This window comes from Brevundimonas sp. (assembly GCF_035626975.1).
GTDB lineage: Bacteria > Pseudomonadota > Alphaproteobacteria > Caulobacterales > Caulobacteraceae > Brevundimonas.
In genome coordinates this window covers 1-13,787 of sequence record NZ_DASPMQ010000010.1, presented here as the reverse complement: position 1 = coordinate 13,787, position 13,787 = coordinate 1, and the positions used below count along the sequence as shown (strand labels likewise).

At 68.1% G+C, this 13,787-nt stretch carries 17 protein-coding genes; 4 read left to right on the top strand and 13 right to left on the bottom strand.

Features of this window, described 5'->3' with window-relative positions; all coding sequences use genetic code 11:
• Positions 1-38: 38 nt before the first annotated feature.
• Positions 39-341 (bottom strand): BolA family protein, encoded by a 303-nt coding sequence (locus tag VEB62_RS03005; protein ID WP_324795229.1) that lies wholly within the window; start codon positions 339-341, stop codon positions 39-41.
• Positions 342-386: 45 nt separating this feature from the next.
• Between VEB62_RS03005 and VEB62_RS03000 the strand changes: the two genes are divergently transcribed.
• Entirely contained in the window at positions 387-1,058 is a 672-nt protein-coding gene (locus tag VEB62_RS03000) for a J domain-containing protein (protein ID WP_324795228.1), read from the top strand.
• Between the two features lie 50 nt (positions 1,059-1,108).
• Entirely contained in the window at positions 1,109-1,537 is a 429-nt protein-coding gene (locus tag VEB62_RS02995) for an organic hydroperoxide resistance protein (RefSeq protein WP_324795226.1), read from the top strand.
• Between the two features lie 141 nt (positions 1,538-1,678).
• Here the strand turns inward: VEB62_RS02995 and VEB62_RS02990 are convergent, their stop codons facing one another.
• The 4 genes from VEB62_RS02990 to VEB62_RS02975 all read right to left on the bottom strand — a co-directional run bounded on the left by VEB62_RS02990 (position 1,679) and on the right by VEB62_RS02975 (position 5,527).
• Positions 1,679-2,806 carry an ABC transporter permease gene (locus tag VEB62_RS02990; protein WP_324795225.1) on the bottom strand — a complete coding sequence of 376 codons (1,128 nt, stop codon included), beginning with the start codon at positions 2,804-2,806 and terminating at the stop codon, positions 1,679-1,681.
• Positions 2,806-3,726 (bottom strand): ABC transporter ATP-binding protein, encoded by a 921-nt coding sequence (locus VEB62_RS02985; RefSeq protein ID WP_324795224.1) that lies wholly within the window; start codon positions 3,724-3,726, stop codon positions 2,806-2,808. Before VEB62_RS02985 ends, VEB62_RS02990 begins: the two co-directional genes overlap by 1 nt.
• 197 nt (positions 3,727-3,923) lie before the next feature.
• On the bottom strand, positions 3,924-4,901 hold the full coding sequence (locus VEB62_RS02980; RefSeq protein WP_324795223.1) for an HlyD family secretion protein: 978 nt from the start codon (positions 4,899-4,901) through the stop codon (positions 3,924-3,926).
• The gene (locus VEB62_RS02975; RefSeq protein ID WP_324795222.1) at positions 4,898-5,527 is read right to left on the bottom strand and encodes a TetR/AcrR family transcriptional regulator; all 630 of its coding nucleotides are present in this window, start codon (positions 5,525-5,527) and stop codon (positions 4,898-4,900) included. Before VEB62_RS02975 ends, VEB62_RS02980 begins: the two co-directional genes overlap by 4 nt.
• 115 nt (positions 5,528-5,642) lie before the next feature.
• Here VEB62_RS02975 and cobS point away from each other — a divergent pair, with 115 nt between their 5' ends.
• Positions 5,643-6,653 (top strand): cobaltochelatase subunit CobS, encoded by a 1,011-nt coding sequence (gene cobS / locus VEB62_RS02970; RefSeq protein WP_324795220.1) that lies wholly within the window; start codon positions 5,643-5,645, stop codon positions 6,651-6,653.
• On the opposite strand, the gene VEB62_RS02965 is transcribed toward cobS, so the two are convergent.
• From VEB62_RS02965 to VEB62_RS02950, 4 genes are read right to left on the bottom strand one after another with little or no spacing between them, the layout of a single operon-like run.
• Complete coding sequence (locus VEB62_RS02965) at positions 6,650-7,666, bottom strand: hypothetical protein (RefSeq protein WP_324795218.1); 1,017 nt, start codon at positions 7,664-7,666, stop codon at positions 6,650-6,652. The genes cobS and VEB62_RS02965 overlap by 4 nt on opposite strands.
• Before the next feature lie 31 nt (positions 7,667-7,697).
• Complete coding sequence (locus VEB62_RS02960; protein WP_324795217.1) at positions 7,698-8,039, bottom strand: HigA family addiction module antitoxin; 342 nt, start codon at positions 8,037-8,039, stop codon at positions 7,698-7,700.
• Positions 8,014-8,295, bottom strand: coding sequence for a type II toxin-antitoxin system RelE/ParE family toxin (locus VEB62_RS02955; protein WP_324795216.1), 282 nt, complete (start codon positions 8,293-8,295; stop codon positions 8,014-8,016). Before VEB62_RS02955 ends, VEB62_RS02960 begins: the two co-directional genes overlap by 26 nt.
• Positions 8,276-8,950 carry a DUF2239 family protein gene (locus VEB62_RS02950; protein WP_324795215.1) on the bottom strand — a complete coding sequence of 225 codons (675 nt, stop codon included), beginning with the start codon at positions 8,948-8,950 and terminating at the stop codon, positions 8,276-8,278. The genes VEB62_RS02955 and VEB62_RS02950 overlap by 20 nt, the downstream gene beginning before the upstream one ends.
• A 311-nt stretch (positions 8,951-9,261) precedes the next feature.
• Here VEB62_RS02950 and VEB62_RS02945 point away from each other — a divergent pair, with 311 nt between their 5' ends.
• Complete coding sequence (locus tag VEB62_RS02945; protein ID WP_324795213.1) at positions 9,262-9,573, top strand: CsbD family protein; 312 nt, start codon at positions 9,262-9,264, stop codon at positions 9,571-9,573.
• Here VEB62_RS02945 and VEB62_RS02940 read toward each other — a convergent pair.
• The 4 genes from VEB62_RS02940 to clpS form a co-directional block, all read right to left on the bottom strand.
• Positions 9,570-10,148: a DUF4287 domain-containing protein gene (locus VEB62_RS02940; RefSeq protein WP_324795212.1), complete on the bottom strand. Its 579-nt coding sequence runs from the start codon at positions 10,146-10,148 to the stop codon at positions 9,570-9,572. The genes VEB62_RS02945 and VEB62_RS02940 overlap by 4 nt on opposite strands.
• Position 10,149: 1 nt before the next feature.
• On the bottom strand, positions 10,150-10,992 hold the full coding sequence (locus VEB62_RS02935) for a hypothetical protein (protein WP_324795210.1): 843 nt from the start codon (positions 10,990-10,992) through the stop codon (positions 10,150-10,152).
• A gap of 97 nt (positions 10,993-11,089) precedes the next feature.
• Entirely contained in the window at positions 11,090-13,399 is a 2,310-nt protein-coding gene (gene clpA / locus VEB62_RS02930) for an ATP-dependent Clp protease ATP-binding subunit ClpA (RefSeq protein ID WP_324795208.1), read from the bottom strand.
• A 13-nt stretch (positions 13,400-13,412) separates the two neighbouring features.
• Positions 13,413-13,745, bottom strand: a complete 333-nt coding sequence (gene clpS / locus VEB62_RS02925; protein ID WP_324795206.1) for an ATP-dependent Clp protease adapter ClpS — start codon at positions 13,743-13,745, stop codon at positions 13,413-13,415.
• Between the last annotated feature and the right edge of the window lie 42 nt (positions 13,746-13,787).

Here is a 13,787-nt window from a genome sequence, read left to right as displayed (position 1 = left end):
CTGACGTTTCAGTGACAACCGTTCGCTGAACCGCGGGGTCAGGCCGCGCCGGCCTCGTCCGGCGTCAGGGCGCGGATCGACAGGGCGTGCACCGGCCCGGCCAGTTCCTCGCGCAGCAGATCGTTCACCGCCCGCTGGCGTTGAACCCGCCCAAGCCCTTCGAAAGCGGCCGACACCACGGTGACATTGAAATGGCTTTCGCCTCCGGCCCGGCCGTCGACCCCGCCTTCGTGATGGTGGCCGGCGTGCCGTCCGCTGTCGTCCTCGACCTCCAGGCGGACAGGCGACAGCCCCGCCGTCAGTTTTCCGCGAATAATCGTCGCGATCGGGCCTTCCGGCATGCGCTTGTCCTTGTTGGTGACCAATTCGCCCCTACACTTCGTGCGATGTCATCCGCCTTTCAATACAAGCCGCGCTTCAAGGACATGCGGGTCAAGCCGCCCCGCCCCGAGGAAGAGGCGGCGGAGGCCGACGTCCTGCACCTCAAGCCGGGCGAAAAACCCTGCCAGTGGCCCGACTGCCGTCAGGCCGCGACGGCGCGCGCGCCCAAGTCGCGCGAGCGGCTGAACGACTTCTACGATTTCTGCCAGCGCCACGCCGGCGAGTACAACAAGGGCTGGAATTTCTACGCCGGCATGACCGAGGGCGAGGTCCGCGCCGCCCAGGAGAACGAGGCGATGACCGGCGGCCGCCCGACCTGGGAGATGAAGGCCGGCAAATTCACCCGCGAGGCCGCCGCCTTCGCGTCCAAGCTCGGCACGTCGAACACCACCGGCGCCGGCAGCTGGCGCGACAGCTTCGGCCTGTTCGGACGCCGCATGAAGGAACAGGCCGGCCCCGACGGCCAGGACGACCTGCGCATCGGCAAGCTGGAACGGGCGGCGCTGGCCGACCTCGGCCTCGACGCGCGCACCGAGAAGAAGGCGATCAAGGCCCGCTATCACGAGATGCTGAAACGCTTCCATCCGGACCTCAACAAGGGCGACCGGGGGGCCGAGGCCAAGCTGCAGAACGTCATCAAGGCCTACAAGACGCTGAAGAAGGCCGGCCTGGCCTAGCGTCGGCGCCAGGAACGCCTAGCTATGGCTCCCCATCAAGGAGCCCCGCCATGGAAGTCCTCTACCGCGCCCACGCCACCGCCTCGGGCGGCGGCCGTGACGAAGGCCGTTCCGCCACCGACGACGGCAAGATCGACGTCCGCCTCTCCGTCCCGACCGAAATGGGCGGCAAGGGCGGCGACGGGACCAACCCGGAACAGCTGTTCGCCACCGGTTACGCCGCCTGCTACCTCGGCGCCCTGCGGCTGGTCAGCGGCAAGGCCGGGACCCCGGTCGGCCCGAACACCAAGGTCGCGGCCGGCATCGGCTTCGGCAAGAACACCCGCGGCGAGGGCTTCAATCTCGACGTCGAGCTCACCGTCAGCGACCACGGGCTCGACCAGGCCGTCATCGACGACCTGATCCAGAAGGCCCACCAGGTCTGCCCCTATTCCAACGCGACGCGCGGCAACGTCGATGTGAAGCTGACGGCGGTTTGACCCCTCGATCCGTTCATCCCGGCGAATGCCGGGACCCAGATGGAATGTCGCCGGCCTATGAAAAAGGGCCAGCGCCTCCTGGTCCAGGCGTCGAGTCTGCGATCTGGGCCCCGGCATTCGCCGGGGTGAGCGGCTAAAGGATCAATCCAGCGTCGTCCGGTACCGCAGCATCGCCAGCGCCCCGACCACCAGCACGAACAGCCCAAGCGCGAACAGGCTCGGCCCGGCGTTCTCCAGCCCGACGCCCTTGAGCAGCGATCCCCGCACCACCCGCAGGAAATGGGTGACGGGGATCGCCGTGCCGATCGCCTGGGCCCACTCCGGCATGCCCCGGAACGGGAACATGAAACCGGACAGCAGGATCGACGGCAGCATGTAGAAGAAGCTCATCTGCATCGCCTGCAACTGCGTCTTGGCCACCGTCGAGATCAGGAAGCCCAGCGACAGCGAGCCGATGATGAACAGCATCAGGCCGGTGATCAGCGCGATCCAGCCGCCGCTCATCGGCACGTCGAACAGCAGCCGCGCCATCACCAGGATCACCGTCGCCTGGATCAGCCCGACCAGCACATAGGGCGTCAGCTTGCCGACCATGACCTCGAGCGGCCGCACCGGCGTCGACAACAGGCTCTCCATCGTCCCCCGCTCGCGCTCCCGCGCCATGCCCAGCGAGGTCATCATCACCAGCGTCATCGACAGGATCACGCCCAGCAGGCCCGGCACGATGTTGTAGGCGGTGATGGCTTCGGGGTTGTAGCGCCGGTGCACGACCACCTCGAACGGCGGGGCGCCCGGCGCCCGCGCCGCCAGCGGCCCGGTCAGGTCCCGCGTCAGCGCCTGCGTCGGCAGGCTGGCCAGCGCCGCCACCGCGCCGCTGGTGGCCGACGGATCGGTGGCGTCCGCCTCGACCAGGATCTGCGCCGCGTCGCCCCGCACCACCCGCCGTGTGAAGTCGGCTGGAATGATCACCGCGAACTGCACATCGCCGCGCTCCAGCGCCCGGTCCAGTTCGCCCTGGCTGCGCGCCTGCAGGACGATGTCGAAATAGCCGCTGTTGTTCATCGCGGTCAGGATCGAGCGCGAGAAGCCGCCGTTGTCCTGCACCAGCACCGCCGTCGGCAGGTTCCGCGGGTCGTCGTTGATGGCGTAGCCGAACAGCAGCAGCTGGATGATCGGCAGCAGCAGGATCATCGCATAGGTCAGCCGGTCGCGCGTGAGCTGGGTGAACTCCTTGGCCATCACGGCCCAGGTGCGGGTGAAAGAGAGCATCAGGCCGCCCTCTTCTTTTCCGCCTCGATGTCGTGGATCAGCTGGATGAACACGTCCTCCAGCGTCGGCCGCGTCTCGGTCCAGTGCAGCGGCGCCTTGCGGAACGGCGCGATGGCCGCCTCCAGCGCCGGCCGGTCGCGGCCCGACACGTGCAGCACGGTCCCGAACGGCGCCGCCATCTCGACGCCGGGCCGGTCGCGCAGCTCGCGCGCCAGCCGGTCGGCTCCCATGCCCTGGTATTGGCCTTCCGCATGGAAGGTCACCAGCCCCGAGGCCGCGATCACCTCGTCGGCCGTGCCGCGCGCCAGCGTCCGGCCGCCGGCGATATAGGCGATCTCGTGACAGCGCTCGGCTTCGTCCATGTAGTGGGTCGAGACCAGTACCGTCATGCCCCCGGCGGCCAGGGCGTGGATCTCGTCCCAGAAGGTGCGCCGCGCCTCCGGATCGACCCCCGCCGTCGGCTCGTCCAGCAGCAGCAGGTCCGGCCCGTGCAGGGTCGCCGCCGCCAGCGCCAGCCGCTGCTTCCATCCGCCCGACAGGTTGCCCGCCAGCTGCGCCCGCCGTTCGGTCAGCCCCAGCCGGTCCAGCGCCGCCTGCACCCGCTCCTTGCGCCGGTCCAGCTCGTGCACCCGCGCCGTGAAGGTCAGGTTCTGCTCGATCGACAGGTCTTCGTAGAGCGAGAACTTCTGCGTCATGTAGCCGACGCGCTGTTTGATCAGGCGCGACTGGCGCATGACATCGTAGCCCAGCACCGTGCCCTCGCCGCTGTCCGGCGTCAGCAGGCCGCACAGCATCCGCAGCGTTGTGGTCTTGCCCGCGCCGTTGGGGCCGAGGAAGCCGCAGATGCGGCCCCGCTCGACCGTGATGCCGAAATCCTTCACCGCATGCAGCGCCCCGAACGACTTGTTCAGCCCCCGCACGTCGATGACTTTTTCTGAGCCCTCCCCCTCGAGGGGGGAGGGTTGGGAGGGGGTGGAGGCAGGATGTTCGTCGGAGGGCTCGGATGGGCTCCGGCGGCCACTCGACACCGCCTCCCGTGCCCCATCATTTGACAGCCTGCCTCCACCCCTACCCCCAACCCCTTCCCCCTCGAGGGGAAGGGGAGTCGGTCGGCGGCTCACTGCCCCGCTCCCAGCGGCGTCACATCCACCGGCAGGCCGGGGTTCAGCGTCGCCGCATTGGCCGGCAGGGCCTCGACCCGGTAGACCAGCCGGTCGCGGCTGCCCTTGCTGTAGAGGATCGGCGGCGTGAACTCCGGCCGCGGGCTGACCCAGGTGATCCGCGCGCTGCCCGCCGCCGCGCAGCCGTCGCAGGCGAACCGCACCGTCCGCCCCGGCCGGTAGCGCGCCATCTCCGCCTCGGGCACGAAGAACACCAGCTTGACCTCGTTGTCCGGCAGCAGGGCCAGCACCGGCGTATTGGCCGGGGCCCATTCGCCGGGCGCGTAGAACACCTCCTCGACCCGCGCCGACGCCGGCGCCGTGGGCGACAGCTGGCCCAGCCGGGCATTGGCCTCGCTCAGCCCGCCCATCGCCTGCGCCGCCTGCTGCCGGGCCTGCGAAATGGCGTCCTGCCGCGCGCCCAGGGTCGCCACCTCGCGCCGCCGCCGCACCGCCGCCGTCTGGGCCCGCGCGGCGTCGCGCGCCGCCCGCACCTGGTCCAGCCGCGCCGGCGCATAGATGCCGCGCCGCACCAGCGGCTCGATCCGCCCGTACTCCGCCTCCGCCTCGCGCTGGGTGGCCTGCGCCGCCAGCAGTTCGGCGTCGAACACCGACAGCTCCTCGGCCCGCTGGCCCTTCCTCAGATCCTCGGCCCGCGCCTCGGCCGCGCCGACCGCCGCCGCCGCGCTCTCGGCCTGGGCCCGCTGCACCCGCGGGTCGATCAGGAAGGTGCGGCCGCCCGCCGCCACCCGCTGGCCCTCGCGCACATACAGGGCGGCCACCGAGCCCGAGACCGGCGCCGCCAGATAGACCCGCTCGCCCTCGATATAGCCCGTCAGGGTCCGCGCCTCGCTCCCGCGCAGGAACAGCAGCCAGACCAGAAGGGCGAGGATCGCGATCGCCCCGATCGCCAGCACCGGCCGAAGACGCGTCATGGCTTCATCCCCCTCAGCACCGTGTCCACATGCTGGTCGGCCAATTTGGCGACATCCAGCGGCTGGGCCCCGATCGGCTCGAACGTCTCGCGCCACACCATCGACAGCACCATCGGCCCCATCAGGCCCATCGCGAACAGGCGCGGATCGCCGGACCGGATCTCGCCCCGCGCCTGCCCCGCCGCGATCAGGCCGGTCATCAGCTGCAGGCCGGGCTGGACCACGGTGTCGTGCCAGATGGTGGCCAGTTCGGGATGGTTGCGGCTCTCGGCGATCACCAGCTTGACCACGCCCGTGATGCGCCGGTCCAGGATCACGGTGCGGGCCAGCATGCCGACGCCCATCCGCGCCGCCTGCTCGAACGGCACGGTCGCCGAGGCCATCGCCTTCACACGCTCCAGGTTGGGAGAGATGGCGTCGGTCACCACGGCGCGGAACAGATCGGCCTTGGTCTCGAAATACAGATACAGCGCGCCCTTCGACACGCCGGCCCGCTTCGCCACCTCCTCCAGCCGCGCCGCCTGGAAGCCGCGCTCGGCGAACACCTCCAGCGCGGCGGCGAGAATCTCGGCCGGGCGGTCGGCGGGTCGGCGACGGAATTTCGGTTCGCCTGCGGGCAGCATCATGCCTCTCTCTAACTGACTGGTCAGTTATTACGCACATCGAACGCGACTGTAAAGCACCGTTATTTCACCTGGCCCGCCGCGTCCGCTGGACCCCGCCTCGCTGGAATTCTAAGGGATGCCCATGACCTCCCCGCTCGACGCCACCCCCGATCCCCTGCTGACGCTGGAACCGCATCGCCACGCCACCGTGCGCGAGGTCTTCGGCATCGATTCGGACATGACCGTGCCGCTGTTCACCGAGCGCGACAGCCATGTGCCGGACATCGACGACGCCTACCGCTTCGACCCGCAGACGACCCTGGCCATCTGCGCCGGCTTCAGCTTCGACCGCCGCGTCATGGTCCAGGGCTATCACGGCACCGGCAAGTCGACCCACATCGAGCAGGTCGCCGCCCGCCTCAACTGGCCGATGGTGCGCGTCAACCTCGACGCCCACGTCAGCCGCATCGATCTGGTCGGCAAGGACGCCATCGTCCTCAAGGACGGCAAACAGGTCACCGAGTTTCGCGAGGGCATGCTGCCCTGGGCCATCCAGCGCCCCATCGCCCTCGTCTTCGACGAATACGACGCCGGCCGCCCCGACGTGATGTTCGTCATCCAGCGCGTGCTCGAGGCCCAGGGCCGCCTGACCCTGCTCGACCAGAACCGGGTCATCCGGCCGAACAAATTCTTCCGCCTGTTCGCCACCACCAACACCATCGGCCTGGGCGACACCTCGGGCCTCTACCACGGCACCCAGCAGATCAATCAGGGCCAGATGGACCGCTGGAACATCGTCACCACGCTCAACTACCTCGACCACGACGTCGAGGCCGAGATCGTCGCCGCCAAGGTGCCGGAGTGGTCCGACGCCGAGGGCAAACGCCGCATCGCCGCCATGGTCCGCGTCGCCGACATGACCCGCAACGCCTTCATGAACGGCGACATCTCGACGGTGATGAGCCCCCGCACGGTGATCACCTGGGCCCAGAACGCCATCATCTTCGCGGGCGACGTGGGCCTGGCCTTCCGGCTGACCTTCCTCAACAAGTGCGACGAGCTGGAGCGGCCGACGATCGCGGAGTTCTACCAGCGGGCGTTCGGGGAGGACTTGCCGGAGGCCGCTACGCGGGTGAAGGTAGGTTAGGGCTTGGTCGGTTTTAGCTGTTCAGTCGAAGCATCGCGACCGAACTCAAAGACTACGAGATCATCATCATCGTCAGGAGCGCCGGACTCCAAGCTGACGCCTTTCACCACCCGACCGCTTGCAGTCTGTTCCCTGAAGAGGTCCGAGAGGTGTTTCATCGCTTCCTGTTCGAAGTAGTCGAGAGGTGCTTCCTGGCACAGGAACTTTTGAAGCGTTCGTGATGACACCATTACGGAAGTCCCCGTTTCTCTCGACCAGCGATAGCCTGTGCAGACCGACCCGTTGAGGGCACCAGCCAAAAACGGTTCTTGATCCGCCAGATGTCGAAGGCGTACTGGCGCCGCCTTAATTGGCGGCAGCAATGCGATCACAGCATTAAGCGGCTGCGGATCGACCTTTCCCGTCAAGTTGTAGATTTCAGCTGCCCAATCATATCCGGCGGGTGAACCGGAAGCGAATACGTATCCGTAAACTGGCCGTCGGTAGATGACCGCGATTAGGTCGATGTGCTTTGCATATTGGGCCGCTTGGGAGAGCACCTCTCGCGGTGAGGCCGCGTTCCATTGCGGGGTCAGCCCGTTGGGCTCTTCAGTTTCGCGGCTACCGCCATCCACCAAAGCAAGAATTCGGATAGCTTGGTCCGGTACCTTCGAAAGCTGATTCCTATCTTTCTCGTCGATCTTGTTACCAACCGGGCTGCGTCCGATGCGCCAGGGCCCCTTGCGCAAGGTCAGCGGGTACCGTCCAGGCACCATCGGGTCGCCTTTTGAAACCATGGCCACCTCAATCACACTGAGCCAGCCCGGGAAGAGATCATCGGACACGATATCTGGCGGATAGTCGTCAAACTCGACGGTTCCCAAAGGTCTGATGGTAGCGACTCTCGAAGTCGCCCAACACATCGCCAGTTCAGCTTGATAGCTGAACGATGTTGCGACCTTTCCGCTATCGATGTGGCGGCAGATACGGGCTCGCCAAGCTAGGGGATGGTCGCTCAGATCCGAGACCATCATTTGAAGACGTCGGCGGGAGAATAGCCCCAACCTAAGCCGCCCTCGGCGTGATCATCTCCAGCGCCGGCCCCATCTTCCGTCGCTGCTCCAGCAGGTCGTGGTCGATCTGCAGTCCGAGAAAGAACCCGGCGCTGAGCCCCCAGTAACGCGTCAGGCGTAAATCCGTGTCGGCGGTCACCGCACGCTTGCCCAGAACGATCTCGTTGATCCGGCGCGGCGGGACGCCGATGGCATTGGCCAGGGCGGTCTGGCTCATGCCCAGAGGCTTGAGAAAATCCTCCATCAGGATGTCACCCGGGGTCGGGTTCTTCAGCCAGTCATCGGGACGGCCGATGCTGGCGAAGCGGTCAGTGGTAGTCGCAGATTTCGACATCCTCGCATCCTCCTTCGGTCCACCGGAAGCAGATCCGCCACTGCCTGTTGATCCGGATCGAGTGCTGACCCTTACGATCCTTGGTCAGTGCCTCCAGGCCGTTACCCGGCGGGACGCGCAGGTCCTCGAGCACCACACTTCGGTTCAACTGACGCAGTTTGCGCAACGCCACGTCCTGAATGTCTCCGGGCAACCGGCGGGATCGCTCGCCGGCCCAGACCTTCTCCGTCTCGCGATCACGGAAGCTGCGGATCATTTAACGCGCCCTTATAACGCATAACGTTATGCGTGGCAAACGGACGCGCCAGCGGCCCGAGCTTATCACGGAACCCCGCCCCATTCCGCCACGCCCCCGCCGCCATCTCTCGCGCCACGTCCCGCACCCCCTCCGGCCAGCCCTCCACCGCCGCGTCGAACGCCGTCCAGTCGCCCGCGAACAGCATCCGCGTCGCCTCCTCATAGCGCGGCAGATCCCCCGCCATCGCGGTCATGAACCGGTAGGCCGCCTCCCTGGCCCGCCGCGCCCGGTCCGGCCCCTCGCCCGCCTTCAGCGCGCCCTCGACCAGTTTCCTCAGCGCCACCGACGCCCCGCCCGGCTGCGCCGCCAGCCAGTCCCAGTGGCGCGGCAGCAGGGTCACCTCGCGGGCGACGACCCCCAGCTTCGGCCGCCCCGGCCCGCGCTTCTCAGGCTCCGCCTCCGAGACGGCCGTCGCCAGCCGCGCCCGCGCGTCCGCCAGGTCGCCGCGCAGGTCGAGATCGACCACCCGGCCGGTTTGCAGATCGAACACCAGCGCACCCTCTCCCGCCCCGACGGCGGCGTGGATCGCGTCCAGCGTCTCGCCGACCGGCCCGCGGGCGATCAGGCGCTGGCCTGTGAAGGCGACGACGGGCCGGTCGGCGGGGACGGACATGACAAAATCTCCTCGGCGGCGGCGCATGCGTCCGCGTTTGACGCAGGGCGCGTCCATACTCCCGGCCCGGACAGTTCCGGCGGAGGGAGGGCGCATCGTGGTTCGGGTTGCGGGTTCAGACTGTTCAGACTGTTCAGACCCTGTTTTTCGTCTGATCCGGCCGGAACGAGCTGGATTTACCCGGACGAAACTCGTCCGTCAATATCACCCGGACATAATTATCCGCGCGCCGCTGTCGCAGGCCCGGAACCGCCGCCCCGGCCATGCGCTAACCCCGCAACCCTCCCCCCCCCGCATAGAAGGAGCCCGCCATGACCGACCAACGCATCGAAGGCGCCGCGACCCAGACCGAAGGCCAGATCCAGAACGGCCTCGGCCGCATGACCGGCGACCGCAGGCTGCAGCTCGAAGGCAAGGTGAACGAGGTCAAGGGCAAGGCGCTCGACGCCTACGGCCGGGTCATCGACGGCCTCGACGGCCTGGTCGAGAAGGCCCCGACCAGTGTCCAGGGCCACGCCCGCACCGGCCTCGACTTCGCCCGCCGCAAGCCGCTGCTGACCACCGGCATCGTCGCCGGCCTGGCCATCCTGCTCGGCGGCCTCGGCGGACGCCGCCGCCGCTAGCCGTTGTCCGCGGCCAGGGCGAACAGCCGGGCGATCTCCGCATCGACCGCGCCCGGCCCGTCCAGTTCCACCACCGAGGTCAGCCGCTCGGACCAGCTCTCCCTGCGGACGGCCCCGGCCAACCTCGGCGACGCCGCCGCCTCGAGTTTCAGGCCCAACAGAGCCTTCCCGCCCTTCAACGGCCGGGCCGCCGCGAACTGGACGGCGCGCGAGAACGAGGTGTAGCCCTTCCGCTGCCCCGAGATGACGCCCTCGACCCCGGCGGCGGCCCGCTCCAGCGCCTCGAGGATCGCCAGCGAGCGCGGCTCGGCCCACAAGGCGGCGCGCAGACCCTCGGCGTCATCCCAGCCCATGGCGTCCGCCGGCCGGGCGGCGCTGAGAATGTGGGCGGCGTGGTTGGCCCCGATCCCGTGCGTCGCCTTGAGCCACGCCGCCTGCGCCCTGGGCCGGGTCTCCGGGCACCCCTTCAGGATGTCGACCCAGACCGCCACCGGCCGGCCCGTCTGCTTCTCGAAATTGGCCTCGACCGTGGCGAACCACTTCTTCTGCCGCTCCGTCAGTCCTGCATCGCCCATTTCAGCCTCCCGACAGCCAGCCCGCCAGGTTCGTCATATACCGCTGCGTCTGCCGCAAGGCTTCCGGATCGCGCACCATCGCATCTCCGGGCGGCTCATCGACGAAGGACGGACAACCGTCGCGCGGGTCCCAGTTGTAGTCGGCGAAATGATGGAAGGTGCTCTGGGCGACCCCCCGTCCCTTTCCGTTCCCGCCCTCGAAGGCCACGGCGATGTTGAACGGCCGGCCGGTGACCTTGCTGGTCCCGACGGCGATGACCCGGGCGTCCGGCTGGCTGGCGGGCGCTCCGACGCCGCCTTCGTGCGGATGGGCCGGAAGGCGCTCCAGCACCTTCCCGTCGGTATCGCGCAGCAGCGGATGGACCTCGCCGACCGGCCGGATCGTCTGCCAGTCGCCGTTGGCGCCGGAATGGTAGTTGGGAAAGTCGATATAGCCCGTCTCGACGTCGTCGCGCCGGTTGCGCTCGGGATCCGGGTCCTGGCTGCTCGAGTGGAAATAGTGGGCGTCGCCCACCCCGCCCAGGGTGCACACCGACGCGCCGAGATCCATGTGGTCGCGGGTGATCATCAGGCCGCCGCCGCGATCCCGGAAGGCGGCGATCGCGGCGCATTCCTCGCCGTTCAGCCCGTCGCCGGCATCGACGGCGAACAGCCAGAGCTGGTCGAAGTCACTGCCCGGCAGTCCCGCGAGCACCGGGTCCGTTTCACCGCCCGGAACGGCGCGGTCGCGGGCGACCACCTCGACCCCGGGCAGCGCCGCCAGATGGGACGCCAGACGCGCGAAGCGGCCGATATGCCAGTCGTCGGCCGTCGGCGTGATGGTGGTCTGCAAAAGGATTTTCATCGCCGCGTCTTCCTCCTCCGGCTGATGCCCGAGCCTACCGTGAAAAAGGCCCCGGCGTCTCCGCCGGGGCCCCGTTCCTCTCTGTGGCCGGGGCGGATCAGTCCGCCGCCTGCGCCTCGATGGCCTTCGTCTGGGCGGCGCTGGGCCCGGTGATGTCGAAGGCGATCTTGCCGTCCTTGAGCTCGACCTTCACGTGCCCGCCGCGGGTCAGCCGGCCGAACAGGATGTCGTCGGCCAGCGGCTTCTTGATGTGTTCCTGGATGACCCGGGCCAGCGGCCGCGCGCCATACAGTTCGTCGAAGCCGTTCTTGGCCAGCCAGTCGTTGGCCTCGTCGGTCAGCTCGATGGTGATGTTGCGGTCCGCCAGCTGGACCTCCAGCTGCAGGATGAACTTGGTCACCACCGACCGGATCGTATCGGCGTCCAGCGCCTTGAACGCCACGATGGCGTCGAGGCGGTTGCGGAACTCCGGCGCGAACAGGCGCTGGATGGCCTTCTCGTCCTCGCCCTCGACCTTGCCCCGGCCGAAGCCGATCGCCGCCCGGGCGTTGTCGGCCGCGCCCGCGTTGGTGGTCATGATCAGGACCACGTTGCGGAAGTCGACCTTCTTGCCGATGGCGTCGGTCAGCTGCCCGTTGTCCATCACCTGCAGCAGGATGTTGTAGACGTCCGGGTGGGCCTTCTCGATCTCGTCCAGCAGCACCACGGCGTGCGGGTGCTGGTCGACGGCGTCGGTCAGCAGGCCGCCCTGGTCGTGGCCGACATAGCCCGGAGGCGCGCCGATCAGCCGCGAGACGGTGTGCCGCTCCATGTATTCCGACATGTCGAAGCGCAGCATCTCGATGCCCAGCGTCGAGGCCAGTTGCTTGGCGACCTCGGTCTTGCCGACGCCAGTCGGGCCGCTGAACAGGAAGGCGCCGATCGGCTTCTGCGGATCGCGCAGGCCGGCCCGGGCCAGCTTCATCGCCGCCGACACCTGTTCGATCGCCGACGACTGGCCGAACACCACCCGGTTCAGGTCGCGTTCCAGCTCGCGCAGGCCCTCGGTGTCGGACTTGGACACAGACTTCGGCGGGATGCGGGCCATGCGGGCGATGACGGCCTCGACCTCCTTCTGCCCGATGACCTTCTTGCGCTTCGATTCCGGCAGCAGCATCTGCGACGCCCCCGCCTCGTCGATCACGTCGATGGCCTTGTCCGGCAGTTTCCGGTCGGTCATGTACCGCGCCGACAGCTCGACCGCCGTGCGGATGGCCGCGTCGGTGTAGCGCAGCTTGTGGTGACCCTCGTAGGTGGTCTTCAGCCCCTTCAGGATCTTGATCGTGTCGTCGATCGTGGGTTCGTTGACGTCGATCTTCTGGAAGCGGCGCGCCAGGGCCCGGTCCTTCTCGAAATGCTGGCGATACTCCTTGTAGGTCGTCGAGCCCATGCAGCGCAGTGTCCCGGACGCCAGCGCCGGCTTCAGCAGGTTGGAGGCGTCCATGGCCCCGCCCGAGGTCGCCCCGGCGCCGATCACGGTGTGGATCTCGTCGATGAACAGGATGGCGTTGTCGTGCGTCTCCAGTTCCTTGACGACCTGCTTCAGCCGCTCCTCGAAGTCGCCGCGGTAGCGGGTGCCGGCCAGCAGCGCGCCCATGTCGAGGCTGTAGATGGTCGCGCCCTCGAGCACGTCCGGCACCTCATGGTTGACGATCTTGCGCGCCAGGCCCTCGGCGATGGCGGTCTTGCCGACGCCGGGATCGCCGACCAGCAGCGGGTTGTTCTTGGTCCGCCGGCACAGGATCTGGATCGAGCGGTCGACCTCGGCCTGGCGGCCGATCAGCGGGTCGATCTTGCCCTGGCGCGACTTCTCGTTGAGGTCGACGCAATAGGCTTCCAGCGCCTCGCCGCCGGTCTTGGCGGCCGCCGCGTCCTCGGCGTCCTCCGGGCTGGCTCCGGCGCGGGCCGGGCGCGTCTCGCCGACGCCCGCCTTCTTGGCGATGCCGTGGGCGATGTAGTTGACCGCGTCGTAGCGGGTCATGTCCTGCTCCTGCAGGAAGTAGGCGGCGTGGCTCTCGCGCTCCGAGAAGATGGCGACCAGCACGTTCGCGCCGGTGACCTCCTCGCGGCCCGAACTCTGGACGTGGATGACCGCGCGTTGGATCACGCGCTGGAAGCCGGCCGTCGGCTTGGCGTCCTCGCCGTCCGAGGTCGCCAGAGCGGCCAGATCGGTGTCGACGTACAGCGTCAGCGCCGTCTTCAGGCTGACGAGGTCGACATTGCAGGCGGTCATCACATTGGCCGCGTCCGGGTCGTCGACCAGGGCGAGCAACAGGTGCTCAAGCGTGGCGTACTCGTGCCGGCGCTCGTTCGCATAGGCGACGGCGCGGTGCAGGGTCTCTTCGAGAGGACGCGAAAATGAGGGCATTGGAAGGTTCCTCTCAGTCCTTTTCCATCGTGCATTGCAACGGATGCTGGTGACGGCGCGCCGTCTCCACCACCTGGGCGACCTTGGTTTCAGCCACTTCGTAGGTGAAGACGCCGCAGACTCCGACGCCATGCTGGTGCACGTGCAGCATGATGCGGGTCGCGTCCTCGCGGCTCTTGTTGAAGAACCGTTCGAGCACGTAAACCACGAACTCCATCGGGGTGTAGTCGTCGTTGAGCAGCAGCACGCGGTAAAGCGAAGGCTTCTGAACCTTCGGCTTGACCTCCGTGACGACCGCGGCGGCGCCGCCTGTCTGCCCTGGGTCCCCTTGCTTTCGCTCGGTCACCGACCACGATCCCCGACTACTTGGGCCTTCAGCCCGGACTCA

Bases quoted from the DNA above. Each gene is read 5' to 3' on its own strand.
- VEB62_RS02960 (WP_324795217.1), bottom strand. From the start codon at position 8,039: ATGTCGAAATCTGCGACTACCACTGACCGCTTCGCCAGCATCGGCCGT.
- VEB62_RS02950 (WP_324795215.1), bottom strand. From the start codon at position 8,950: ATGTCCGTCCCCGCCGACCGGCCCGTCGTCGCCTTCACAGGCCAGCGC.
- VEB62_RS02975 (WP_324795222.1), bottom strand. From the start codon at position 5,527: ATGATGCTGCCCGCAGGCGAACCGAAATTCCGTCGCCGACCCGCCGAC.
- VEB62_RS02990 (WP_324795225.1), bottom strand. From the start codon at position 2,806: ATGCTCTCTTTCACCCGCACCTGGGCCGTGATGGCCAAGGAGTTCACC.
- VEB62_RS03005 (WP_324795229.1), bottom strand. From the start codon at position 341: ATGCCGGAAGGCCCGATCGCGACGATTATTCGCGGAAAACTGACGGCG.
- VEB62_RS02965 (WP_324795218.1), bottom strand. From the start codon at position 7,666: ATGATGGTCTCGGATCTGAGCGACCATCCCCTAGCTTGGCGAGCCCGT.
- VEB62_RS02935 (WP_324795210.1), bottom strand. From the start codon at position 10,992: ATGAAAATCCTTTTGCAGACCACCATCACGCCGACGGCCGACGACTGG.
- VEB62_RS02980 (WP_324795223.1), bottom strand. From the start codon at position 4,901: ATGACGCGTCTTCGGCCGGTGCTGGCGATCGGGGCGATCGCGATCCTC.
- VEB62_RS02945 (WP_324795213.1), top strand. From the start codon at position 9,262: ATGACCGACCAACGCATCGAAGGCGCCGCGACCCAGACCGAAGGCCAG.
- VEB62_RS02995 (WP_324795226.1), top strand. From the start codon at position 1,109: ATGGAAGTCCTCTACCGCGCCCACGCCACCGCCTCGGGCGGCGGCCGT.
- cobS (WP_324795220.1), top strand. From the start codon at position 5,643: ATGCCCATGACCTCCCCGCTCGACGCCACCCCCGATCCCCTGCTGACG.
- VEB62_RS03000 (WP_324795228.1), top strand. From the start codon at position 387: ATGTCATCCGCCTTTCAATACAAGCCGCGCTTCAAGGACATGCGGGTC.
- VEB62_RS02955 (WP_324795216.1), bottom strand. From the start codon at position 8,295: ATGATCCGCAGCTTCCGTGATCGCGAGACGGAGAAGGTCTGGGCCGGC.
- VEB62_RS02940 (WP_324795212.1), bottom strand. From the start codon at position 10,148: ATGGGCGATGCAGGACTGACGGAGCGGCAGAAGAAGTGGTTCGCCACG.
- clpA (WP_324795208.1), bottom strand. From the start codon at position 13,399: ATGCCCTCATTTTCGCGTCCTCTCGAAGAGACCCTGCACCGCGCCGTC.